Origin of the sequence: Paramesorhizobium salinisoli (genome assembly GCF_003335045.1) — a bacterium.
Taxonomy (GTDB): domain Bacteria; phylum Pseudomonadota; class Alphaproteobacteria; order Rhizobiales; family Rhizobiaceae; genus Paramesorhizobium; species Paramesorhizobium salinisoli.
The window spans coordinates 472,841-495,058 of record NZ_QOZG01000005.1; the positions used below are offsets into that span (position 1 = coordinate 472,841).

20 protein-coding genes and 1 riboswitch are annotated in these 22,218 nt (G+C 60.1%); of the genes, 10 read left to right on the plus strand and 10 right to left on the minus strand.

Going from position 1 to position 22,218, the window contains the following annotated elements; translation table 11 throughout:
* The first annotated feature begins 222 nt into the window (after positions 1–222).
* From DUT91_RS14560 to DUT91_RS14590, 7 genes are all read left to right on the plus strand, one after another.
* Positions 223–705 carry a helix-turn-helix domain-containing protein gene (locus tag DUT91_RS14560; protein WP_114441108.1) on the plus strand — a complete coding sequence of 161 codons (483 nt, stop codon included), beginning with the start codon at positions 223–225 and terminating at the stop codon, positions 703–705.
* A 70-nt stretch (positions 706–775) separates the two neighbouring features.
* On the plus strand, positions 776–2,710 hold the full coding sequence (locus DUT91_RS14565; RefSeq protein ID WP_114441110.1) for an SARP family transcriptional regulator: 1,935 nt from the start codon (positions 776–778) through the stop codon (positions 2,708–2,710).
* 28 nt (positions 2,711–2,738) lie between these two features.
* Positions 2,739–2,960, plus strand: coding sequence for a hypothetical protein (locus tag DUT91_RS14570; RefSeq protein WP_114441111.1), 222 nt, complete (start codon positions 2,739–2,741; stop codon positions 2,958–2,960).
* Between the two features lie 89 nt (positions 2,961–3,049).
* Positions 3,050–3,244, plus strand: a complete 195-nt coding sequence (locus tag DUT91_RS14575; RefSeq protein ID WP_114441113.1) for a hypothetical protein — start codon at positions 3,050–3,052, stop codon at positions 3,242–3,244.
* Positions 3,245–3,278: 34 nt separating this feature from the next.
* On the plus strand, positions 3,279–4,499 hold the full coding sequence (locus tag DUT91_RS14580) for a YcaO-like family protein (protein WP_114441115.1): 1,221 nt from the start codon (positions 3,279–3,281) through the stop codon (positions 4,497–4,499).
* Positions 4,496–5,206: a TfuA-like protein gene (locus tag DUT91_RS14585; RefSeq protein ID WP_114441117.1), complete on the plus strand. Its 711-nt coding sequence runs from the start codon at positions 4,496–4,498 to the stop codon at positions 5,204–5,206. Before DUT91_RS14580 ends, DUT91_RS14585 begins: the two co-directional genes overlap by 4 nt.
* A gap of 130 nt (positions 5,207–5,336) precedes the next feature.
* Complete coding sequence (locus tag DUT91_RS14590; protein WP_114441119.1) at positions 5,337–5,570, plus strand: hypothetical protein; 234 nt, start codon at positions 5,337–5,339, stop codon at positions 5,568–5,570.
* 9 nt (positions 5,571–5,579) lie between these two features.
* Here DUT91_RS14590 and DUT91_RS14595 read toward each other — a convergent pair whose 3' ends face one another.
* Entirely contained in the window at positions 5,580–6,665 is a 1,086-nt protein-coding gene (locus DUT91_RS14595; RefSeq protein ID WP_114441121.1) for a lactonase family protein, read from the minus strand.
* 275 nt (positions 6,666–6,940) lie between these two features.
* Between DUT91_RS14595 and DUT91_RS14600 the strand changes: the two genes are divergently transcribed.
* Entirely contained in the window at positions 6,941–8,200 is a 1,260-nt protein-coding gene (locus DUT91_RS14600) for an Hsp70 family protein (RefSeq protein ID WP_114441122.1), read from the plus strand.
* A 489-nt stretch (positions 8,201–8,689) separates the two neighbouring features.
* Here DUT91_RS14600 and DUT91_RS14605 read toward each other — a convergent pair whose 3' ends face one another.
* Positions 8,690–9,199 (minus strand): hypothetical protein, encoded by a 510-nt coding sequence (locus DUT91_RS14605; RefSeq protein WP_114441125.1) that lies wholly within the window; start codon positions 9,197–9,199, stop codon positions 8,690–8,692.
* A gap of 281 nt (positions 9,200–9,480) precedes the next feature.
* Here DUT91_RS14605 and DUT91_RS14610 point away from each other — a divergent pair, with 281 nt between their 5' ends.
* A complete protein-coding gene (locus DUT91_RS14610) occupies positions 9,481–10,221 on the plus strand; it encodes a DNA helicase (RefSeq protein ID WP_114441127.1) in 741 nt (246 codons plus the stop codon).
* 454 nt (positions 10,222–10,675) lie between these two features.
* On the opposite strand, the gene DUT91_RS14615 is transcribed toward DUT91_RS14610, so the two are convergent.
* The 4 genes from DUT91_RS14615 to DUT91_RS14630 all read right to left on the minus strand — a co-directional run bounded on the left by DUT91_RS14615 (position 10,676) and on the right by DUT91_RS14630 (position 14,934).
* Positions 10,676–11,791 carry an ABC transporter ATP-binding protein gene (locus DUT91_RS14615; protein ID WP_114441129.1) on the minus strand — a complete coding sequence of 372 codons (1,116 nt, stop codon included), beginning with the start codon at positions 11,789–11,791 and terminating at the stop codon, positions 10,676–10,678.
* A 4-nt stretch (positions 11,792–11,795) separates the two neighbouring features.
* A complete protein-coding gene (locus DUT91_RS14620; protein ID WP_114441130.1) occupies positions 11,796–12,677 on the minus strand; it encodes a carbohydrate ABC transporter permease in 882 nt (293 codons plus the stop codon).
* On the minus strand, positions 12,677–13,564 hold the full coding sequence (locus DUT91_RS14625) for a carbohydrate ABC transporter permease (RefSeq protein WP_114441131.1): 888 nt from the start codon (positions 13,562–13,564) through the stop codon (positions 12,677–12,679). Before DUT91_RS14625 ends, DUT91_RS14620 begins: the two co-directional genes overlap by 1 nt.
* Before the next feature lie 116 nt (positions 13,565–13,680).
* Positions 13,681–14,934, minus strand: coding sequence for an ABC transporter substrate-binding protein (locus DUT91_RS14630; protein ID WP_114441132.1), 1,254 nt, complete (start codon positions 14,932–14,934; stop codon positions 13,681–13,683).
* 447 nt (positions 14,935–15,381) lie between these two features.
* A riboswitch (FMN riboswitch) is annotated at positions 15,382–15,540 on the plus strand.
* Between the two features lie 74 nt (positions 15,541–15,614).
* Here DUT91_RS14630 and DUT91_RS14635 point away from each other — a divergent pair.
* Positions 15,615–16,094, plus strand: coding sequence for a 6,7-dimethyl-8-ribityllumazine synthase (locus tag DUT91_RS14635; RefSeq protein WP_114441133.1), 480 nt, complete (start codon positions 15,615–15,617; stop codon positions 16,092–16,094).
* A 71-nt stretch (positions 16,095–16,165) separates the two neighbouring features.
* On the opposite strand, the gene DUT91_RS14640 is transcribed toward DUT91_RS14635, so the two are convergent.
* The 4 genes from DUT91_RS14640 to fdhF form a co-directional block, all read right to left on the minus strand.
* Complete coding sequence (locus DUT91_RS14640) at positions 16,166–17,815, minus strand: OFA family MFS transporter (RefSeq protein WP_114441135.1); 1,650 nt, start codon at positions 17,813–17,815, stop codon at positions 16,166–16,168.
* 177 nt (positions 17,816–17,992) lie between these two features.
* Complete coding sequence (locus tag DUT91_RS14645; protein ID WP_114441138.1) at positions 17,993–18,274, minus strand: formate dehydrogenase subunit delta; 282 nt, start codon at positions 18,272–18,274, stop codon at positions 17,993–17,995.
* A 27-nt stretch (positions 18,275–18,301) separates the two neighbouring features.
* Entirely contained in the window at positions 18,302–19,138 is an 837-nt protein-coding gene (fdhD, locus tag DUT91_RS14650; protein ID WP_245419736.1) for a formate dehydrogenase accessory sulfurtransferase FdhD, read from the minus strand.
* 10 nt (positions 19,139–19,148) lie between these two features.
* Complete coding sequence (gene fdhF / locus DUT91_RS14655; protein WP_114441141.1) at positions 19,149–22,034, minus strand: formate dehydrogenase subunit alpha; 2,886 nt, start codon at positions 22,032–22,034, stop codon at positions 19,149–19,151.
* Positions 22,035–22,218 lie beyond the last annotated feature (184 nt).

A 22,218-nucleotide genomic window follows, 5' to 3' on the forward strand; every position in this document is an offset into this window, starting at 1 on the left:
CTCATTATCCTGTTGTTTCTCTGAAGCCTTGGCGAACGCTGTCGCAAATACCTGAAACGACGGTTTTGCATCATCGCAAAACGTGCTTTTTCTGGCACTATCCCCCGCTTCCCACCACCCAACGAAGTAATTTTCCTCATTAAATTCAGGAGAATGCTGAAAAAACTGGATATTTTAGAGAATCTCAATTTAGAATGTGAGGAAACGCAGGGGTACCCATCGATGAAAACCAAGCAGACTCAACCGATCGACCTGAAGGTTGGATCGCGTATCCGGATACGCCGTCTGATGGTCAATATGAGCCAGGTGCAGCTTGCAGCTCGGCTGGGGATCACCTTTCAGCAGGTGCAAAAATATGAGAAAGGTATCAATCGGGTCGGTGCAAGCCGGCTCATGGCTATTGCGGGCTCACTTGGCGTGCAGCCGAGTTTCTTCTTCCAAAACGAAGACGGTCAGCCGTTTGGCGATGTAAATGCCGACCAGCCGAGCGCTGAACAGAATATAGCGATATCCGCGCTGACCGCGGACGGCATTTTCCTCAACAAGGCCTTCCTGAAGATAAAGAAGCCCATCGTCCGGCGCCACATCATAGGTCTGGTGAAGGCGATAGCAGAACGGGAGAAGGCCGTTGGATTGAAGATCGTGAAGGAGCACACGATAATCCCGAGCGGAACTCACAAAGATCCGTCCAACCCCTGGCGTTAGTCATGCCCTGCGAGGAGCAGGTGATCTCCGGGATCCCCTTTGGCATAATGGAAATGCCGGCAGGAGCCTCATGAATTTCCGACTTGTTACCTTTGGCGGGCTACGTCTCATCGATGTCTCGGGCAAGGACGTTGCCTTCCCGCAGAAGGGCCTCCTCGCGATCTGCCGTTTGTTCGACAGCCCGGATTTCGAATTGCCAAGAGACAGGCTGGCCAGGTTCCTTTGGGGCGATGATGATAGCAGCGTCTCCCATGTCAACCTTAGAAAAACTCTCTCGCGGATCAAACGGCGACAGGACGAACTGAAAACCCGCTTCATCGAGATCGGTCCTAAAACCATCACTTTGAACGCGAACGCGCTGGAAAGTGATTTCCAGATCTTGCTGCGTGTCGACGAAATTGCTCCCCTTCCCCGCCTCAGATCCATCGCCCGGCTATTGGCCGGTGCATTTCTTGAAAACATGGAGCCGGAAAGTGCGGCGGCCGGAAAATGGATCACGCAACAGAGGAAGCGGCTGGCCGGCGAATTACGGCATGCCTTCTTGCAGGCGTTGCCCGACGCCCGAAAAGAAGGTGAATTCGCGCTCATCCGGAATATTGCGCTGCGTATTCTCGAAGACGACCCTTTTGACGAACCCGTTCGCGAAGCCATGCTCACGGCCCATAATGCGGAGAGGGAAACAGGCCAAAGCCGGGGGGCGAGCGCCGCCGGAGCACCGCTGCCTTCGGCGAACGGGCTGATCCCGGCACGACCGGCTTCCATCACATCCGGCGCTGTCGGACTTTCAGGATATCCCGATGCAAATCATCCAGTCGGCAGGTTTGGAAAGGGCGGGGTGGAAATCGCCAAGGCCCTGCCAAGGCTGGCATTGCTTCCGCCCGTTCTGGCGGGCGGGGATCTTGATCCGAGGGCGTCCGCCCACGCGCTCATAGAGGATATCACCATCGGGCTTTGCGCGCTCAGGACGGTCTCGGTCGTGGCGCCTTATACCGCCGCGCAGATCAGTCTTCACTCGGACAAGGCCAATATCATCGAGCGCCACGCGATCGATTATGTCCTCGACTGCCGCGTCTCACCGGAAAACGCCGGCGGAACGCTCTACACCCAGCTCATCCATTTTTCCAATGACGAGGTTATCTGGGCCGATCGTTTCAGCCTCGCCGCGGACGGCCTGCTTGCCGGACGCCGGGAAATCGCAACGCAAATCGCCGGAGCCATCGCCCAGGAGATCGAGCATAACCGGATGACGCGCGAACATTTCGTAAGCAATCCACAAGCGTATCAGTTGTTCCTGCTCGGTCAGAGAAACCTCAAACAGATACAGCTCCCCAGTGCGCGCCGGGCGCGCAAATTGTTTCGGCAGGCGATAGCCGTGAAAGCCGATTACGCGCCCGCATTGAGCGGGATTGCACGAACTTATTATCTGGAGTGGCTGCTGACGGCGCGCGGCGATGGGGAGCTTTTGACAGCGGCGGAGCAGTTTGCAAGACGGTCAATCGCCGCCGATGGGCAGTTTGCATCCGGTTATCGCGAACTTGGAATTATCCGACTTTATCAGCATGAATTCGACGAAAGCATCGAAACACTGGATCAGGCGGAACACCTCAGCCCGCACTATGCCGACGTGATAGCCAGCCATGCCGACGCTCTTGCCCAGGCCTCACGGCCAGCGGACGGTCTTGAAAAGATACAGCGAAGCATCGCGCTCAATCCGCTTTGCCCGGATGATTACCTGTGGATCGCAGCCAGCGCTTGTTATTCGACAGAGCAATATGACCGGGCGCTCCGCTACATAGAACAGATGAAAGACAGTTCTCTTGCAGACCGTCTTTCTGCGGCGTGCTGGGCCATGTCAGGCGATGTGAAGAAGGCGCGTCAATTCGTCCGCAAAACCTTGGAGGTTCAGCCGGATTTCGTGCTCGACAAATGGATTGCCGTCGTCCCATTTAGAGATGATTGGCAGAGGGAGCATTATCGCGAAGGTTTGCTCAAAGCTGGTTTCTAAATCCAACACCAAAGAAAAGGAAGTAGATATGGCGAACGTCGTAGTACTGGGGCTAACGGGAACTCCTGATCTCTGGCTCGTGGATTTCGATGCAGGCACGGTGACGCCGATCGAGCCCTCGGGCGACACGCCACTCGGGCAGGCTGAAAATCTTCGACAAGCAGGACTAACAATCGTCAAAGGCGTTGACGTTGCGGTAGCGGCGAGTTCTGCTTCCGGGGTCGCATCCGGCATTTTGGATGTGGAATAGTCCGGTTCTGTTAACTCTCAAAAACATGATCGTGCAGGCTTGTTCAAGCCGAAATCCCTGAACTAAGTTTCAACGAAAGGTAATGCGAGATGACAAATGCTGTTGTACTTGGCCTGGAGGGCAAGACTGATTTGTGGCTGGTGGATTTCGATGCAGGCACGGTGGCGCCCGTCGAACACACCAGCGATTTTCGAAAGTCGGGAAAGCCGATGATAAAAGGGATCGACCTGGCCGTTGCCATCAACTCGGCCCCGGATGTCGGATCTGGATTTATGGACAAGTAAACGATCCGGCCACAGACGGCGGTGATGCAATTCCATGATGGCTGAAGCCACCTCTTCCCACGAAACCCAAGGGCTGTATTCGGATAGGGTGTGCAGCCCGGAAGCTACGTTCGAAGCCATCGATCCCTATCTCAGACCCCTGGGCGTGACGCGTCTCGCCCGGGTCACCGGACTTGATCGCATTGGCATTCCGGTGTGGAACGCGGTCGTTCCCAATTCACGGTCGATCGTCATTAACCAGGGCAAGGGCATCAGGGATATCGACGCCCGGGTGTCCGCCGCCATGGAGGCGCTGGAAAGGGCAGTCGCCGGTGCGCCAAACATCGATGCAATCCAATCGACAGGCAGGGAACTCCTTGTATCCGGCGCAAAAATCGAACCGCTCACCTGCCTGACCGCCGTCGGGCAGCGGGACCTTGGCGAGGAGGACGAGACCTCCTGGGCGCAAGGCAGGGAACTCTTCTCCGGCGGAGCGGCGTGGGTTCCCCTTGAGGCCGCATTACTCGACCGCACGGTGGAAAACTGCCGCTACTGGCAGTCTTCGGACGGGCTTGCATCGGGCAATACGCTCGAGGAAGCCATTTTCCACGGCCTTCTGGAACGGATCGAGCGCGATGCCGAGACGCTGTGGAAGATCACATCCCTTGCCGGGCGGCTTTCATGCTGCATCGATCCGCGCTCGCTCCACGATCCGGTCGTCGACGATCTCTGCGGGATGATCGAGGAGGCAGGCCTTCTGCTGCGTTTCTTCGATATTACCAGCGATATCGGCATTCCCTGCTTTGTCGCCATTATCGGCCCGCCCGGGGCAGCCGGCACGACGGCCCCCTGCCGATTCATCGACGTAGCCCAGGGAAACGGCGCCCACCCCCATCCCGCTCGCGCCGCCATCCGCGCCATTACGGAAGCCGCGCAATCGAGGCTGACCTTCATCAGCGGCGCGCGCGACGACATTCCCCCCGCCGCCTTTTTTCACCCGCTCCCCGAAGATACGCGGCGGTTGCTGGAAGCCCGGCCGAAACCGCTGGATACCGAAAGGGGCACAACGGCACGCGGCCTTGCGCCCCTCATGTCCCATGTGCTCGGACGGCTGGAAAGCGCGGGGATCAGGTCGGCGATCGGCTTGCCGCTCACGCGCGGCGAATATCCCTTCGCCGTCTGCAAGATTTTCGTGCCGAAACTCGAAAACCCCGATGGCAGGCGGCGGCGGCGGCTGGGCTCGCGGGCCATTTCCAGAAGCCTGGCCTTCAAATGAAAGTCGTGTTCGTCGGACCGACGCTCCCCGATGCGCCCGATCTGGCGGGCGACGACATTGCCGTGCGGCCCCCTGCCCGCCAGGGCGATATCCTCGAAGCCGTCCGACAAGGGGCGAACGTCATCGGCCTCGTCGACGGCAATTTCGAACATGTCGCGCCGATCTGGCATAAGGAAATCCTCCACGCCTTGTCGCAGGGCGTAAAAATCTGCGGCGCTGCCAGCATGGGCGCATTGCGGGCGGCCGAATGTTCGCCCTACGGCATGGAAGGCGTCGGCAGCATCTATCGTCAATATGAGCGCGGCGAGATCCTCGACGATGCCGACGTGGCGCAATTGCACGCGCCGCGCGAGCTGCGTTATTTTTCGATCTCGGTGCCGATGGTCAACGTCGTCGCCACGCTCAAGAGGCTGTATTCGGAGGAACTGATCGACCGCGGAGAGGCAGAAGCGCTTGAAGAAGCGGCGCGAGCCATCTTCTTCAAGGAAAGGACATACCAGGCTGTCACGGATCGCGCCGTCCTGACCGATATGCGGCGCAAGGCGGAAATCCTTGAGTTTCTTCCTGCCTTTGAGGTCAACCAGAAGCGACTGGACGCGCTTGAGCTTCTGCGATGGCTGGCATCGGCCCAGAATATCCGCACTCCCGTCACGGCAAGCTGGTCGTTCAATTCCACCAGTATGTGGAAAACGGCCTTTCATAATTGAAAGTAGTATTCGGGCCCGTCACCTATCTTCCAGGCTGTGTCACGGTCATGTCACGCGCACATCGAAGCTCTTTGCGCTAGTTCTGTGGCAAATTGAGATTATCAATCTGCTTTATCGGAAGAGACGCCAGATGAATATCGAGGAAACCAGTGTCGAGGAAACCAAAGAAGTCCCTGAGGTATTCACCCTCAACCGGGACGACGAGGAGTTGAAAGAGTTGATGGCCCTGGCGCGGCTCCTCACCTTCGCGCAAGGCACTGCAAAAAACCTGAATGCCAATTTCGTCGAATATTGCCTCGACATGGCACTGAATGGAATTCTCGAAGAGCTGCAGGCCAACGACAAGTTCAAGCTGCGCAACTGAGTTTATCCGTCACAGCCGGAACGCTTTCACGCAGACGGGATTGTTGATTTCGATGCGCCGTCCCGTGTCTCTCAAGGTTCCGGTCTCCTGATCCCGGGTGAAAATGACGATGCAATCTTCATTCTGGTTGGCGACCAGCATCAAGCGTCCATCCGGCGTCACCGCAAAATTGCGCGGCGTCCTGCCGCCTGACGGCATATGGCCGCGTGGATTGAGCCGACCCGTTTCCTGATCGACCGCGAAGCAGGCGATGCTGTCATGGCCGCGATTGGAGCAATAGAGAAAACGTCCGTCAGGCGAAAGATGGATATCTGCGCCATAAGTCTCGATATCGCGCGGGGCCGTCGGCAGTGTCTGAACGAGCGATAGGGCGTCGCCGCTGCGTTCGATGAACGAGACCGTGGAATCCAGCTCGTTCGAGACATAGACAAACCGGCCATTGGCATGCTGGGCGATGTGGCGCGGTCCGGCGCCGGCGGGAAGCTTCACGCATGAGATGCGTTGCGGCACGCCTTTAGCCGTCAGCCTGTAAAGTATGATCTCGTCGAGCCCCAGATCGGCCACGAGAAAGGCGCCTCCTTGCGGCGTTTCGACGACGCAATGGGCATGGCTGCGTTCCTGCCTGTCCGGCACATGACCGGCCGCGCCCGGATGCGCGGCGCTCCCGCATGGGGCGCCAAGCCGGCCGTCTGCCAGGATCGGCAGCACCGCCAAGGATTGATCGGGACCACCCGATCCCATGGCATAGTTCGCTACCAGCAGAAAATGCCCGTCCCTAGAAATCGTGTTATGGGCGGAAATGCTGCCGAGCGTCGGCTGCTTGTTGAGATAGACGATCTCGCCGTCCTTGAAACGATAGGCGCTGACGGTTCCCTCGTGCCAGCCGAACACTTCGGAATTGGCATAGATGGTCGCCGTCCCGGGATCGACGCTGAGGAAAGTCGGATTGTCGATCGAACCGGTCGAGGCGAGACGCTTCACCTCGAAAGTGTCCTCGTCGAGGGAATATATCGTCAGGCCCTCGCCACGCGCGCCTTGAAAATATGGGGCTTCCCGGTTCAGCGACCCAACGGCCAGAAACAAACTCCCGCTCACGCGATTCCTCCCCAAACTTCGGTCTCATGAGAGGTGCTTGCGTCGATGCCTATAGTCAAGAAGAGATGCAGGGCGGAATCGTCATTACATCACCGAGCCTCTTTCGACGTTCAACATCTGGCCTGTGATAAAGCCTGCCGCCAGCGATATTGACGACACGCCCCCAGAGCGAGGGTTTTCATTCGATCTGCGATGGGCTACAGACGCTCCTCCCGATCACCCCCCTCGTTCGCGGTGCCAATCGCACCCGACATCGCCCTTGCGAGCCGTTTCCCATGAGCCGTTTTTATTGTGGCGTCGATTTCGGCACCACCAACTCCACCGTCGGTCTTTGCGCCAGAGGCAGCGATCCGTTCCTGATCCCCGTCGAGGGCGATCACGTCACCATTCCGTCCGCGCTCTTCTTCAGCCTCGAGGATGGCAGCGTGCATTTCGGCCGGTCGGCCGTTCATGAATATATGGACGGCGCGGAGGGACGCTTCATGCGGGCGTTGAAGTCGATCCTCGGAAGCAGCCTGATGAAGGAAACGACAGCGGTCGGCCGCGAACGCATCAATTTCCAGGAACTGATCGGCCGTTTCCTCCGGCATCTGAAGGCGCGTCTCGAACAGCACCCCGACGGCAAGCCGGATCATGTCGTACTTGGCCGCCCCGTTTTCTTCGTCGATGGCGACGAGACCGCCGACCGTGCGGCACAGGATCAGCTCGAGGCCGCCGCGTTCGCGGAGGGCTTTCGCCACATCGAGTTCCAGTTCGAACCGGTCGCGGCCGCACTGCATTTCGAGCGCACGCTCAACGAGGAAGCGCTCGCGCTGGTGGTCGATATCGGCGGCGGCACGTCCGATTTCTCGGTCCTTCGGCTCTCGCCGGAGCGCTCGCGTGCGACGGACCGGCGCGGCGACATCCTGAGCACGTCGGGTGTGCATGTCGGCGGGACCGATTTCGACCGCTGCCTCAACATTGCGGAAGTCATGCCGCATATGGGGCTAGGAACGAAGACCCGCGACGGCAAGCGTCACCTGCCGGTCTGGTATTTCAACGACATGGCCACTTGGCACAGGATCAACCAGCTCTATACGGCGAAGACCCTGCGGGACGTCCAGTCGTTAACGCGCGAGGCGGCCGAACCGGAAAGGCTGGAGCGCTTCGAGCATCTGCTGGCCCACCGTTCCGGCCACCGGCTGGCGGCCCAGGTGGAGAAGGCCAAGATCGACCTGACCGATGCGCAGGACACCGTCATCCGTCTGGTGGAGCCGGGCCTGTCGCTGGCGCTGCCGGTCAGCCGCGGCGCGTTTGAGGCGGCGAGCGCCGAGCTGGTGGCAAAGATCGGCACCGCAATCGACGAGGCGCTTCTCAGCGCGGGCGTGGCCGCGGGCGCTATCGAAACCGTGATCCTGACGGGTGGCGGCGCACAGGTTCCGCTGGTGCGCACGGTCGTGACCTCGCGCTTTCCCGATGCCCGCATCGCCCAGTCCGACCAATTCGGATCGGTTGGACTGGGACTTGCAGTCGATGCCGCCCGGCGCTTTGGGTAGCCTTGATGTGGCGACATGGTGGAACCATGGCGTTCCCTTAATGTTCCGTAAATCAGATAGAAGACTCGGCGCCGTGCCCTTTGCGCTCCAGCCGGCGCACGGAAAGACCGACGCTGAAATGGGATGTCCCGCTCCAGCGCCGGCCAAGTCGTTTTTATTATGGGTTGCTCCTCAATCGGCTCACTGAAAATTGGTTTTTAAAATCTCCTCTTGCAATACAGTTAGTCTATCGCACTTCCTGAAAAACACTACGACAAATACCCGGCCAAGCACTCGATTGAGAATATTCGGTGAAGTGAACGTGAATAAACTGTCCGTTATCAGACACTCGCCTACAGGCAAAAGATGAACCCGCATTGTTCATCTTTAAATTCGACAAACACTGCACTTCCCGCAAGATAAAGCACGCAAGGCAAGCCCGTGCCGACGCTGGGCCGGAGATCGGCTGCTTGACATGCACGCGTTTGCCTTGCCGGAAAGTTTAAACAATCAGCGGCGCACCAGCGTCAGATCCGTGGTTGCACGGGTGGGCCCGCCGGCGCCGATCCGGTCCGTCACGACGATCTTCAGCCTGTCGGGAGTGAGGCTGACGATCCGCATTCTGGCTGTGGTGTCTCCATAGAGCGGCCGCGGCCAGTTTACGGTCATTTCCAGCGTTCCCCCACGCAGTTGCCCGACCAGGCGCGCCGGCCCGACCCGGGAGCCGGTATAGGTGCCAGTGACGCGGCCGGAGCGATTGCCTAGCGCGAGATCGGCGCTGATCGATCTTGAGACGACCAGATAGGCCCTGCAGGTTCCCTGCAAGGCGATACGGTTCCTGCTGGGTTGCCTGACGGTGAAGTTGCACCCCACTCGATGCTTTGTGGCCTTCGGACCTTCCACGACCGTGCCCGAGGCTCGATACGAGCCGGCAAACCGATCGAGCGGCGCCGCGACGGCAGGCTGCCACGAGCCGATGATCGCAATTCCTGACAAAATCGTAGCTGCGCGCTTGCTCATGGGTCCAGAACCTCCATTTCTTCCAAGTAGAAGTCCGTTTGAGGCGAAAATGTTCCCGGCGCGGGTGGAATGCTCATACGCCGCGTCGTGCCAGCCATTTCGCACGAGCCCGTTTTCGGCCGGCAAGGATTGCGCTATGATTTGATTCTGGCGCAGCCCACGCCTCCCCCCTCCATCGGGAAAGCACATGTCATGTGGGGCCATCCGATCATCGAACCGACTGTTCGAGCACCAAGCATAAGGAGGGGTTGTGAGAATTGCTCGCATCAGGAGGTTTATCGATGAAGCTGTCCGCGCCCGTCTATCATCTGAAGCGCAGAGCCAGGATCCTGTCACGCAACGAAAAGATTCCGCTGCACGAAGCGCTCAACCGCATTGCTCTGCAGGAGGGATATAGCGGCTGGAGTCTGCTCGCGGCGAAACTGTCCGCAGCTATCCCCGCCGCCACGATATTTGCGCGATTGACGCCCGGCGACCTTGTGCTGGTGGGGGCGCGACCGGGCCAGGGCAAAACCCTGATGAGCCTCGAACTTGCCGTGGAGGCCATGAAATCAGGCCATCGTGGCGTATTCTTCACGCTGGAATATACGGAAAAGGACATTTTCGATCGCTTCCGCGCGCTGGGCGTAGATGCTGGACAATTCGGCGATCTGTTCGAATTCGACTGCTCCAATGCCATAAGCGCCGACTATATCATGGAGAGGCTGGCATCGACGCCGCAGGGCACCCTGGTCGTCGTGGATTATCTGCAACTGCTCGATCAGAAGCGGGAAAACCCTGCTCTGGCAACCCAGGTCGGCGCATTGAAATCCTTTGCCAGCGACCGGGGGCTGATCATCGTCTTTATCTCCCAGATCGATCGATCCTACGACCCGGCGAAGAAGCCATGCCCCGATGAACGCGATATCCGGCTGCCGAACCCGCTGGATCTGTCGCTGTTCAACAAGCGATGCTTCCTGAACGGTGGCGAAGTCCTGTTCCAGACCTCTAGCCAGCTGCGCCAGCAAGTGCGTTGGCCATAGCCCAGCTACCTCACGGAATATTTTTGCTCTTCACAACCGTGTGTTAAAGCCCACATCAGGGGTTGCGCACGGGATAACAGCTTGTTACATTGCGTTACCGTTCGCTAGTTATCTGTGCCGAACTTGGGCGGGGGCCCGGCGCATGGAGGTTAATATGAGCGATATAACGAGAACTGCTATTTTTTATTCGATGATGATCATCACGCTCAACATGGCGCTTGCCGTTGCCGTGATGGGACATGACATCATGCTGCGATAGGCAGTCCGAAGTTTCCATCATCGTTCTCCCGCAGCGCGGGGTTCAAGCATTCGACCAAAAAGCGCTCCGGATTATCCGGACGCTTTTTTGCTTTTAGCGAGCAGGGTCAGGTTATCTCACGCGGGCCACGCCAGCAGGCCATCGACGCTCCCCATCGCTGACCGAGCAACCCTCCAGATTGCCGATCGGGCAATCTCAGCCGATGCGTGACTGGCTCTCCGGATCGAAAAAGACCGCCTTGTCGAGATTGAATGCGAGCTTCGCCTTCTGGCCGACGGCAATATTGGCATCGGCGCGAAGGCGCGCCACGACTTCCTTGCCGCCGAGATTGGTGATGGCGAAGGTGTCGGAGCCCGCCGGCTCGACCACTTCGATCAGGCATTCGCCTTCCGCGCTGGAATGCGCCTTGCGGTCGGCCCCATCGGGATCGGTCAGCGCTTCCGGGCGGATGCCGAAAATGACCTCCCTGCCCTTATAAGCTGCGAGTTTGCTGCTTGCGCCGTTGAACGGCAGTGCGAGCGGTTCGCCATCCGGGCGATCCAGCAAAACGCTCAAGCCCGATGGGCCATCCGCGATCCGGGCCGTCAGAAGGTTCATCGCGGGCGAACCCATGAAATCAGCGACGAACATGTTGGCCGGGCTGTTGTAGATTTCCGCCGGCGTGCCGAACTGCTGCAGCACGCCATCCTTCAATACTGCGATTTTGGTGGCGAGCGTCATCGCCTCGATCTGGTCATGCGTCACATAGACGATGGTCGTCTTCAAACGATGATGCAGGCGCTTGATTTCGGTGCGCATGTCGACGCGCAATTTGGCGTCGAGGTTCGACAGCGGCTCGTCGAACAGGAAGACCTGCGGATTGCGCACCAAGGCACGGCCCATGGCGACGCGCTGGCGCTGGCCGCCTGAAAGCTGGCTCGGCTTGCGATTGAGCAGATGGTCGATCTGCAGCGTCTCGGCGACGGCCTTGATCGCCTTCTCGCGCTCCGCCTTGGGTACGCCCCTGATCTCCATGCCGAAACCGATATTTCCCGCCACCGTCATGTTGGGGTAAAGCGCGTAGGACTGGAACACCATGGCTATGTCGCGCTGGGAGGGATGAAGTCCCGCGACCGATTTGCCATTGATGCGGATTTCGCCCGATGTGATTGGCTCGAGCCCGGCGATGCAGTTCAACAATGTGGACTTGCCGCAGCCGGACGGGCCGACAAGGACGAGGAACCCGCCCTCCTCGATCTCGATGTTGATATCCCTGAGGATCGGCACGGTGCCATAGGATTTGTAGAGGCTTTCGATGGCCAGAAACGACATGGACTTATCCCTTGACAGCGCCGGACATCAGGCCACGCACGAAGTAGCGGCCCGCGACGATATAGACGAGAAGCGTGGGAAGGGCGGCGAGGATCGCGCCCGCGAAATGGACGTTATATTCCTGCACGCCCGTCGAGGAATTCACCAGATTGTTGAGCGCCACCGTCATCGGCGTGCTGGTGGCATTCGAGAAGGACGCGCCGAACAGGAAGTCGTTCCAGATATTGGTGAACTGCCAGATGACCGAGACGACGATGATCGGCCCCGACGACGGCAGCAGGATGCGCCGGAAGATCTGGAAGAAGCTCGCGCCGTCGATCTGCGCCGCTCGGATGAGCTCTGTCGGGAATGCCGCATAATAATTGCGGAAATAGAGCGTGGTGAAGCCGATGCCGTAGATGACATGGACGAAGACCAGGCCCGATACCGTCCCTGATATGCCGAGCATGCCGAGGATGCGCGCCATGGGGATGAGCACGATCTGGAACGGGATGAAGCAGGAAAGCAGCAACATGCCGAACACGATGTTGGAACCGCGAAACGCCCATTTTGTCAGCACATAGCCGTTGAGCGCGCCGAGAATGGTCGAGATGACAACGGCAGGCGCCACCATCAGGATCGAATTGATGAAATAGGGCTTGAGACCGGTCGGCTGCACGCCGATCTGTGCGGTCGACCAGGCCGAAAGCCAGGGCGCTATGGTCCATTGATGCGGAAGCGACAGCATTCCCCCCTGGCGGATCTCGTCGAGCGGCTTGAAGGAATTGGCCAGCATGACATAGAGCGGCAGCAGGTAATAAATGGCGAAGAGGATAAGGGCCGCATAGATCAGCGCGCGGGTCAGCCTGTCGTGATCAATGGCATTGTCGGGTGTCCTGGCGCTCATCAGCGTTTCTCCCCGCGGATTTCAGAATAGAGATAGGGGATGATGATCGAGAAGATCATGATCAACATGATGATGGCGGACGAGGCGCCGATGCCCATGGAATTGCGGGCGAAGGTGTAGGAATACATGAAATTGGCCGGCAGCGTGGTCGCCTGCCCAGGCCCGCCGCCGGTCATGGCGACGATCAGATCGTAGGATTTGATGGCGAGATGGGCGAGGATGACGAAGGCCGATAGAAACACCGGGCGCATCAGCGGGATGATGATGCGGCGATAGATCGTCACGGTCGAAGCGCCGTCGATCTGCGCCGCCTTGATGATCTCATTGTCGACGCCGCGCAATCCCGCCAGGAACATTGCCATGACGAAGCCGGAGGATTGCCAGACCGCAGCCATGACGATCGTATAGATCGCCATTTGAGGATCCTTGATCCAGGTAAAGCTGAAGCTCGTCCAGCCCAGTTGATGCATGGTGTTTTCCAGCCCGATGCCCGGGTCGAGGAACCATTTCCAGGCCGTTCCGGTGACGATGAAGGAAAGCGCCATCGGATAAAGATAGATCGGGCGCAGAAAACCCTCGGCGCGAATCTTCTGGTCGAGCAGGATGGCGAGACCGAGGCCGATGACGACCGAGAACAGGATATAGAGCGACGCGAAAATGCCGAGATTGGCGATCGCGGTCCACCATTGCGGCAGTTTCCAGAGCTTGCGGTAATTCTCCAGTCCGACGAACCCGTAAGAGGGCAGCATCTTGCTGTCCGTCAGCGAGAGATAACCCGTATAAAGGATGAAACCGTAGACGAAGATCAGGACGAGAGCGAAGCTGGGGCTTACAACGAGCTTCGGTAGCCAATCCTGCAAGCGATTATGGCGACTGCGATTGTCCATTCACCTCGTCCCGGCGCAGCGGCGCCTCTTTATCTTTTCATCAACGGTGCCATCGGCTGGCTCATGTAGCGCGGCAGACGGACCGCCGGTGCCGAAACACCGGCGGTCCAAAGCACTTATTTGGCCGCATCGACCGCGGAAACCAGTTCGTTGACTGCTTCCTCGGAGGTGATCTCGCCGTTGAACTGGCGCGTCACGACGTCGTAGATGGCGTTCTTGACAGCGGCGGGGTCGGCATAGCCATGCGCCATCGAGCCCAGCATCCGGCCGGTCTTGTTGGCTTCCTTGATGTCGGCGATCGCCTTTTTCCCGCATACGTCGAATTCGGCATCGGACACATCCATGCGTGCGGGCGCCGAACCCTTGACGACGTTGAAGGCTACCTGGAAGGCCGGGTCCTCGATGGCGGAGGCCATCACAAGCTGCGCCGGCACCTTGTCCTCGGCCACCTTGAACATCGCGAACATGTCGGAATTGAAGGTTACGGCCCCTTGCGTTCCGGGATAGCGTGCGCAGACGAAGTCTGTGTCCGGCACTTTGCCAGCCTTGACGAACTCGCCCTTGGCCCAGTCACCCATGAACTGGAGACCGGCCTTGCCCTCGATGACCATGGCCGACGCAAGATTCCAGTCGCGACCGGAGAAGTTGGGATCGAGATAGGTACGCAGCTTCGACATCCGGTCGAAAGCCTGCTTCATCGTGTCGGAGCCGAGCGTCGCGGGATCGAGATCGATGAAGGCCTTCTTGTAGAAATCATCGCCGAAGGAGAGGACGACGGCATCGAAGATCGTCGAATCCTGCCAGGGCTGGCCACCATGGGCGACCGGAATGATGCCCTGTTCCTTGAACTTGTCGAGGAGGGCGATCAACTCATCCCAGTTCTCCGGCACCTTGCCGCCGGCCTTGTCGAGCGCCGCCTTGTTGATCCACATCCAGTTCGTCGAATGGATGTTTACCGGAGCGGCGATCCAGTGGCCGTCATATTTGGCGAATTGCTGCAGGGCGTCGGGGATGACCTTGGCCCATTCTTCCTTGTCCGCCACGGAATCGAGATTGCCGAGCGCGCCCTGCTTGGCCCAATCGACGATGTCGAAGCCCAGCATCTGCACGGCCGTGGGCGGATCGCCAGCGGTGACGCGCGCGCGCAGCACCGTCATGGCCTGGACGCCGCTGCCGCCGGCGACGGGCATATCAACCCACGAAATGCCCTTGCCTTCGAGGTCCTTCTTGAGAACCTCAAGCGCCGCGGCCTCGCCGCCCGATGTCCACCAGTGCAGGACCTCGACGCTCTGCTTGTCCTGGGCCTGAGCGAATGTGGCCGCCCCGACCACCAAAGCCGCGGCCGCGGCCGTCGACAAAAACTTACGCATGACTTGCCTCCCTGTTGCAACGTTGAAAAGCGGGATCACCTCGACCCGGCCTTTCCTCCATTCCCGCCTCCGAAGTCGGCAGGAAACTCCCATTGGAGCACCGCGCTCGCATGTGTTCGCGTTGCGCTCAGTCCGTTTGCTTTTCTGTACAATTCACCGAATGGCAGCGCAGACGCTCCATTCATGGACATGCTGATCCAGACAGTTCCGGCCCCTATCCCCAACCGCTCCTCGGACATGATCCATGCCCCGGCTCCCCCAATCGTCAGACCATAATCGATTGAATTGATAATATCGATGGTATTTTTCCGCTGGAATCGAACGTGGGCACCAAAATATTGGCGGAACCAAACGGAAATGTGATCCCATGTTCCGCCTCACCGCAAAGGCGGCATCGACAATTCCTGCGCCGCGTCCTATCTTCCATCCGGCCTTGCATCCCGCAAGGCTTGTTCTCGGGGCGGGGTGCAATTCCCCACCGGCGGTATGGATGGTGGGTTAGCCCGCACATTCGAGCCCGCGAGCGCTTGGCGGGTTTCCGTCAAGGTCAGCAGATCCGGTGAGATGCCGGAGCCGACGGTATAGTCCGGATGGAAGAGAACGAAAGAGTGGATGCCTGCCATACCGGCGGCATCGCGCTGTTTTGTACGCCCTGATTCTTAGTTTCGAAGGAGAAACCGATGAACCAGAGCTACCCGAACAAACCCTCCAAAATGACCATCGCCTTCATCCAGGCCCGCTGGCATGCCGAGATCGTAGACGAAGCGAGAAAGTCTTTCGTCGAGGAAATCGCCAGGCTTGCCGGTTCGGATGTCGATGTCGAAATCTTCGACGTGCCGGGCGCATTCGAGATTCCGCTGCATGCCCGCACCCTGGCGCGTACCGGCCGTTACTCGGCCGTCGTCGCCTCGGCTTTCGTCGTCGATGGCGGCATCTACCGGCACGAATTCGTTGCCGATGCGGTCATCAAGGGGCTGATGCAGGTGCAACTCGAAACGGATGTGCCGCTGCTCAGCGCCGTGCTCACGCCGCATCACTTCCACGAAGGCCGCGAGCATCAGGATTTCTTTCACGCGCATTTCCAGGTCAAGGGACGGGAGGCGGCGAATGCCGCCATCGCCATCCTCGCCGCGCGCAGCCGGATCGCGGTTGCGGCCTGATCCAAGCTTAAAAAAACAGGCTCCCGGCTGATGCCGGGAGCCTGCCTGGTGTTTTCGCCAGCAATGGGCTTTTACTGGAAAAGGACTATCGTCTTCTGGAACGTGATCCAGACGCCCCAGAGAATGGGGATGCCGACCGCAGCCCAGGCGAGCACTGCGTTGCCGTCAAGCCCGCCCGTGCCGATGCCGAAGGATCCCCCTGGCCCGCCAGAAGTCGTCGTGGTCTTGGCCTGAAGGGCCGCGACCTCGGCGTCCGACATGAACCATTTTTCGGCGAGCGGTTTGATGAACAGATTGGCGAGGAACCCCAGCGCCAGCATTCCGGCCAGAATATACATCGTGAAATTATAGACCAGATCGCGCGGCACGCCCGCGTTTATCTGGAATTCGCGGATGTAATTGACCACCACGGGACCGACGATGCCCGCCGTCGCCCAGGCCGTCAGCAGGCGGCCATGGATCGCGCCGACGAACTGCGTGCCGAAAATGTCGGCGAGATAGGCCGGGACCGTGGCGAAGCCGCCGCCATACATCGACAGGATGATGCCGAAGGCGAGGACGAACAGGGCCTTGTTGCCCATGCCGGCAAGCGTCGGGGCCAGCGCATAGAGTACGATGCCAAGCAGGAAGAACGTGTAATAGGTGTTCTTGCGGCCGATCTTGTCGGAGAGCGACGCCCAGAAGAAGCGCCCGCCGATATTGAACAGCGACAACAGCCCGGTGAAACCCGCCGCAATCGCGGCGATGGCCGTCTTCTGCGAGGCGTCGAGCTGGGTGAAGCTTAGGTCAGGCAGGCCGATGAGCTTGCCGCCGAAGATTTCCTGCAGCATTGGCGACGCCATGCCGATGACGCCGATACCGGCCGAGACATTGAGGCAGAGCGCCGCCCATATCAGCCAGAACTGAGTGGTCTTGTGGGCATCGCGCAGATGGACGTTGCGCGTGGTGATCATCGCCTTCTTGTTCACCGGAGGCGTCCAGCCCTGGGGCCGCCATCCCGCGGGCGGAATGCGGTAGCCGAAGGCGCCGCACATCATGAAGACGAAATAGATCGCGGCAAGCACGATGAACGCCTCCCAAACACCGACCGAGGTGGCCGACTTGAAATGGTTCATCAGCATGTCGGCGAGCGGAGCGCCAATCATCGCGCCGCCGCCGAAGCCCATGATGGCCATGCCGGTCGCCATGCCGCGACGGTCCGGGAACCATTTGATCAGCGTCGAGACCGGCGAGATATAGCCGAGGCCGAGGCCCACGCCGCCGATGACACCCGCGCCAAGCCACATCAGCCAGAGCTGGTGCACCATGACGCCGAAGGCAGCGACGAGAATACCGCCGCACCAGCAGAGCGCTGCGACGAAGGCCGCCTTGCGCGGCCCCACCCGTTCGAGCCAGCCGCCCCAGAGCGCGGCAGAGCAGCCGAGCAGCACGAAGAAGAGTGTGTAGATCCAGCCCAGATCCGCGACACGCCAGTCGCAGGTCGTCGTGAACAGGGCCGTCAAAAGATTGAGATCGGCGCAGGCGACGGGCTGAGTGATGCCAAGCGAGCGCGTCAGCGGCAGCCAGAAGACGCTGAACCCATAGGCCATGCCGATGCACAGATGAATGGCGAGTGCCGCAGGCGGAACCAGCCAGCGGTTGAAGCCGGGTTTGGCGATGATGCGCTCCCGGTCGAGAATTCCGGCGCCCTCAAGGGTGCCTGCAGTGGTATCTGAAGACATGACAACAATCCTCTCCTTCCGTCCTGGTGCCCAGGCGGATTACCTCATTGTCGAAAATTTCAAGAGAAAATGCCCACCCCGAAGGGGGTCAGGCGTCAAGATATGGTTTCAAACTATCGATCAATCGCTCCTCCCCTACCGCGTTCAATCCATTCACCTTATCCGTAGCAACCCAGGTCAGACCGCCGCTGGCCGGCGTATCTGCTTGGCCGCCTCGATGACCATTTCGTTCAGCCCCTTGCCGTCTTCCTGATCGAGGATGGCGAAAAGCTGGCTGCGCATGCGCGGCTCCCAGAACTGGTTGATATGATTGGCCACACCTGAAACCTGCTCCTCGCGCGGCTGCGATGCGAAGAAGGTTGCGATCTGGTTGGCCATGTAGATCAGCTTGTCATGGGTACCGCTATGGGCGGTACCACTATGGGGGGTACCACTATGGGAGGGTCCACTATGCGACATGGGCCGTTGCTCCATTGTTTGCCGCATTTAAGCGACGTCCGGTTCCACCTGACTGCAAAATGCAGTCTCGATGCGGTCTGTATGGGTATAAATGTCGAACTCGTCGCCGCGCACCAGCGCGACAAGCGTGATGCCCGCTGCTTCCGCCGTGCGGATGGCAAGGGCTGTCGGCGCGGAGACGGCGATGAGCACGGGCGCGCCTGTGATGGCCGTCTTCTGCACCATCTCGATCGAAACGCGGCTGGTGACGACCACCGCGCCGTTTGCGCCGTCGATGCCCTGACGCGCCAGGGCTCCGGCCAGCTTATCGAGCGCATTGTGGCGTCCGACATCCTCGCGGGCGGCGACGATCCCCTTGCCGGGGACGTAAAAACCCGCCGCATGGACTGCGCCCGTCTCGGTATGGAGCGGTTGGCGGGCGGAAAGGAGCTTGACGGATTGCGCGATATCGCCCGCCGTCAGGTGCAGGTTCGACCCGACCAAAGCGACCGGCTTCAATGCCTCATCGATCGACTCGATGCCGCAGAGGCCACAGCCTACCGGCCCCGCCATATGGCGGCGGCGGCGGTTAAGCGCCTCGCGCCTGTCGCCGGCGAGCGTGATCTGGATATCGATGCCCTGATCATGATCCTCAACCGCTATTTCGCGTATATCGGATGCATTCTCGATGATGCCTTCGGAAAGGCTGAAGCCGACGGCGAAATCTTCCATGTCGGAAGGGGTGGCCATCATCACCGCATGGGTCGTGCCGCCATAGCTGAAGGCAACCGGCGTCTCCTCCGGCACGATACGGACAGCGGATGTCGTGCCGCCCTTGCGGCGGGCGACGCGGGAGACAGGATGACGGGTGAGACGTGTGGGCACAGACACGCCCCTACTCCGCCGCTTCCAGTCCGGCAGCGATCCGCCGGCTCTGCTTCGCCTGTTCCTCATATTCGACCTGCCATTCGGACGGGCCGTTGGAGGGGGCGATCTGCACGGCTGTCACCTTGTATTCTGGACAGTTGGTCGCCCAGTCCGAGAAGTCGGTGGTGATCACGTTCGCCTGCGTCGTGGGGTGATGGAAGGTGGTGTAGACCACACCGGGAGAAACGCGGTCGGTGATCTTGGCGCGCAGCGTCGTCTCGCCCGAGCGGCTTGCGATCTTCACCCAGTCGCCTTCGCGCACGCCGCGCTGCTCGGCATCGTGCGGATGGATCTCCAGCCGGTCCTCCTCGTGCCAGACGACATTTTCGGTGCGCCGCGTCTGCGCGCCGACATTATATTGCGAGAGGATGCGGCCCGTGGTGAGCAGCAGCGGGAAGCGCGGACCGGTACGCTCGTCCGTCGCCACATATTCGGTGCGGATGAACTTGCCCTTGCCGCGCACGAAGCCCTCGATATGCATGACGGGCGTGCCGAGCGGCGCCTTTTCGTTGCAGGGCCATTGCACCGAGCCCTCGCGTTCCAGAAGATCGTAGGACACACCGGCAAAGCTCGGCGTCGTCATGGCGATCTCGTCCATGATCTGGGAGGGATGCGTATAATTCCAGCCGAGGCCCATGGCGTTTGCCAGGTTCTGCGTCACCTCCCAGTCGGCAAAGCCGTTTTTCGGCGACATGACCTTGCGCACGCGGTTGATGCGGCGCTCGGCATTGGTGAAGGTGCCGTCCTTTTCCAGGAACGTAGAGCCCGGCAGGAAGACATGGGCGTAGTTGGCCGTCTCGTTCAAGAACAAATCGTGGACCACGACGCATTCCATCGCCGCCAGCCCCGCCGCCACATGCTTCGTATCCGGGTCGGACTGCAGGATATCCTCGCCCTGGATGTAGATGCCCTTGAATGTGCCGTCGACGGCGGCGTCGAGCATGTTGGGGATGCGCAGGCCGGGCTCGTTCTGGAGCTGGACGCCCCAGAGCTTTTCGAAGATGTCGCGGGCCGCGTCGTCCGAGATATGGCGATAACCCGGCAGCTCGTGCGGGAAGGAACCCATATCGCAGGAGCCCTGCACATTGTTCTGGCCGCGCAGCGGATTCACGCCGACGCCGGGACGGCCGATATTGCCTGTCACCATGGCGAGATTGGCGATGGCGATGACGGTGGTCGAGCCCTGGCTGTGCTCGGTGACGCCGAGACCGTAATAGATCGCGCCATTGCCGCCGGTGGCGAAAAGACGCGCCGCGTTGCGGATCGTCTCGGCCGGGACGCCTGAGAGCTTCTCGACCGCTTCCGGGCTGTGCTCGGGAAGTGAGACGAAGGACGCCCAATCCTGGAACTCGGCCCAGTCGCAACGCTCGCGGATGAAGGCCTCGTCGAACAGGCCTTCAGTAACGATGACATGAGAGAGCGAGGTGATGACGGCGACATTGGTGCCGGGCCTGAGCGGCAAATGATAGGCGGCCTCGACATGCGGGGTGCGCACCAGATCGATGCGGCGCGGATCGATGACGATCAGCTTTGCGCCCTGCCGCAGCCGCTTCTTGAGACGCGAGCCGAATACCGGGTGGCCATCGGTCGGATTGGCGCCGATGACGACGACCACATCGGTCTGCTCGACGCTATCGAAATCCTGCGTGCCGGCGGAGGTGCCGAAGGTGGACTTGAGACCGTAGCCGGTCGGCGAATGGCAGACGCGGGCGCAGGTATCGACATTGTTGTTGCCGAAGCCGGCGCGGATCAGCTTCTGCACCAGGAAGGTTTCCTCATTGGTGCAGCGCGACGAGGTGATGCCGCCGATGGAATTGCGGCCATATTGATATTGGAGCCGGCGGAACTCGCTGGCCACGTGGCTGTAGGCCTCGTCCCAAGTCACCTCGCGCCAGGGATCGGTAATCTTCTCGCGGATCATCGGGTTGAGGATGCGGTCCTTGTGGGTGGCATAGCCATAGGCGAAGCGGCCCTTGACGCAGGAATGGCCGCGATTGGCCTTGCCGTCCTTGAAGGGCACCATGCGGACGAGTTCCTCGCCGCGCATTTCCGCCTTGAACGAGCAGCCGACGCCGCAATAGGCGCAGGTGGTCACTTTGGAATGCTCGGGCTGGCCGATCTCGATCACCGATTTCTCGGTCAGCGTCGCCGTCGGGCAGGCCTGCACGCAGGCGCCGCAGGAGACGCATTCGGAACCGAGGAAGGATTCATGCATTCCCGGCGAGACGCGCGAATTGAAGCCCCTACCCTCGATGGTCAGCGCGAAGGTGCCCTGCACTTCCTCGCAAGCGCGCACGCAACGCGAACAGACAATGCATTTGGCGGGATCGTAGGTGAAATAGGGGTTGGATTCGTCCTTGGGCAGGAAACGCGCATTCAAAGCGCTGTCAGTTTTGGCAGCGGGGAAAACGTGGTTTTCGCCCTCATAGCCATAACGCACATCGCGCAGACCGACCGCGCCGGCCATGTCCTGCAATTCGCAATCGCCATTGGCCGCGCAGGTGAGGCAATCCAGCGGATGGTCGGAGATATAAAGCTCCATCACGCCGCGGCGGATATCCTTGAGCCGCCCCGTCTGGGTGCGGACGACGAGGCCTTCCATGGCGGGCGTGGTGCACGAGGATGGCGTGCCGTTGCGGCCTTCGATCTCGACGAGGCAGAGCCGGCAGGAGCCGAAGGCATCGACCATGTCGGTGGCGCAGAGCTTGGGGATCTGGATCCCCGCCTCCATCGCCGCGCGCATGATGGAGGTGCCCTCGGGGACCGTGACCTCCGCACCGTCCACGGTGAGCGTCACCATCTTCTGCGAGCGGGAGGCGGGTGTGCCGTAGTCGATTTCATGCACGAGAGACATGGTAAGCCTCCTGAAGGGTTTGGTGGGCGCAAGAGGTGTCGGAAGGGCGGCGTGTAGCAACACCCCCTTCTGTCCTGCCGGAAATCTCCCCCACAAGAAGGGAGATTGGCTGACGCCACTCTTGGCGCCTATTCTGCAACAGTCGCGATTGGTGCCGAACACCCATGAAGGTGTAATCTCCCCC

Excerpts from the sequence above, each read along its gene's own strand:
- DUT91_RS14560 (WP_114441108.1), top strand. The coding sequence starts at position 223 with ATGAAAACCAAGCAGACTCAACCGATCGACCTGAAGGTTGGATCGCGT.
- DUT91_RS14565 (WP_114441110.1), top strand. The coding sequence starts at position 776 with ATGAATTTCCGACTTGTTACCTTTGGCGGGCTACGTCTCATCGATGTC.
- DUT91_RS14570 (WP_114441111.1), top strand. The coding sequence starts at position 2,739 with ATGGCGAACGTCGTAGTACTGGGGCTAACGGGAACTCCTGATCTCTGG.
- DUT91_RS14575 (WP_114441113.1), top strand. The coding sequence starts at position 3,050 with ATGACAAATGCTGTTGTACTTGGCCTGGAGGGCAAGACTGATTTGTGG.
- DUT91_RS14580 (WP_114441115.1), top strand. The coding sequence starts at position 3,279 with ATGATGGCTGAAGCCACCTCTTCCCACGAAACCCAAGGGCTGTATTCG.
- DUT91_RS14585 (WP_114441117.1), top strand. The coding sequence starts at position 4,496 with ATGAAAGTCGTGTTCGTCGGACCGACGCTCCCCGATGCGCCCGATCTG.
- DUT91_RS14590 (WP_114441119.1), top strand. The coding sequence starts at position 5,337 with ATGAATATCGAGGAAACCAGTGTCGAGGAAACCAAAGAAGTCCCTGAG.
- DUT91_RS14600 (WP_114441122.1), top strand. The coding sequence starts at position 6,941 with ATGAGCCGTTTTTATTGTGGCGTCGATTTCGGCACCACCAACTCCACC.
- DUT91_RS14605 (WP_114441125.1), bottom strand. The coding sequence starts at position 9,199 with ATGAGCAAGCGCGCAGCTACGATTTTGTCAGGAATTGCGATCATCGGC.
- DUT91_RS14610 (WP_114441127.1), top strand. The coding sequence starts at position 9,481 with ATGAAGCTGTCCGCGCCCGTCTATCATCTGAAGCGCAGAGCCAGGATC.
- DUT91_RS14615 (WP_114441129.1), bottom strand. The coding sequence starts at position 11,791 with ATGTCGTTTCTGGCCATCGAAAGCCTCTACAAATCCTATGGCACCGTG.
- DUT91_RS14620 (WP_114441130.1), bottom strand. The coding sequence starts at position 12,677 with ATGAGCGCCAGGACACCCGACAATGCCATTGATCACGACAGGCTGACC.
- DUT91_RS14625 (WP_114441131.1), bottom strand. The coding sequence starts at position 13,564 with ATGGACAATCGCAGTCGCCATAATCGCTTGCAGGATTGGCTACCGAAG.
- DUT91_RS14630 (WP_114441132.1), bottom strand. The coding sequence starts at position 14,934 with ATGCGTAAGTTTTTGTCGACGGCCGCGGCCGCGGCTTTGGTGGTCGGG.
- DUT91_RS14635 (WP_114441133.1), top strand. The coding sequence starts at position 15,615 with ATGAACCAGAGCTACCCGAACAAACCCTCCAAAATGACCATCGCCTTC.
- DUT91_RS14640 (WP_114441135.1), bottom strand. The coding sequence starts at position 17,815 with ATGTCTTCAGATACCACTGCAGGCACCCTTGAGGGCGCCGGAATTCTC.
- DUT91_RS14645 (WP_114441138.1), bottom strand. The coding sequence starts at position 18,274 with ATGTCGCATAGTGGACCCTCCCATAGTGGTACCCCCCATAGTGGTACC.
- fdhF (WP_114441141.1), bottom strand. The coding sequence starts at position 22,034 with ATGTCTCTCGTGCATGAAATCGACTACGGCACACCCGCCTCCCGCTCG.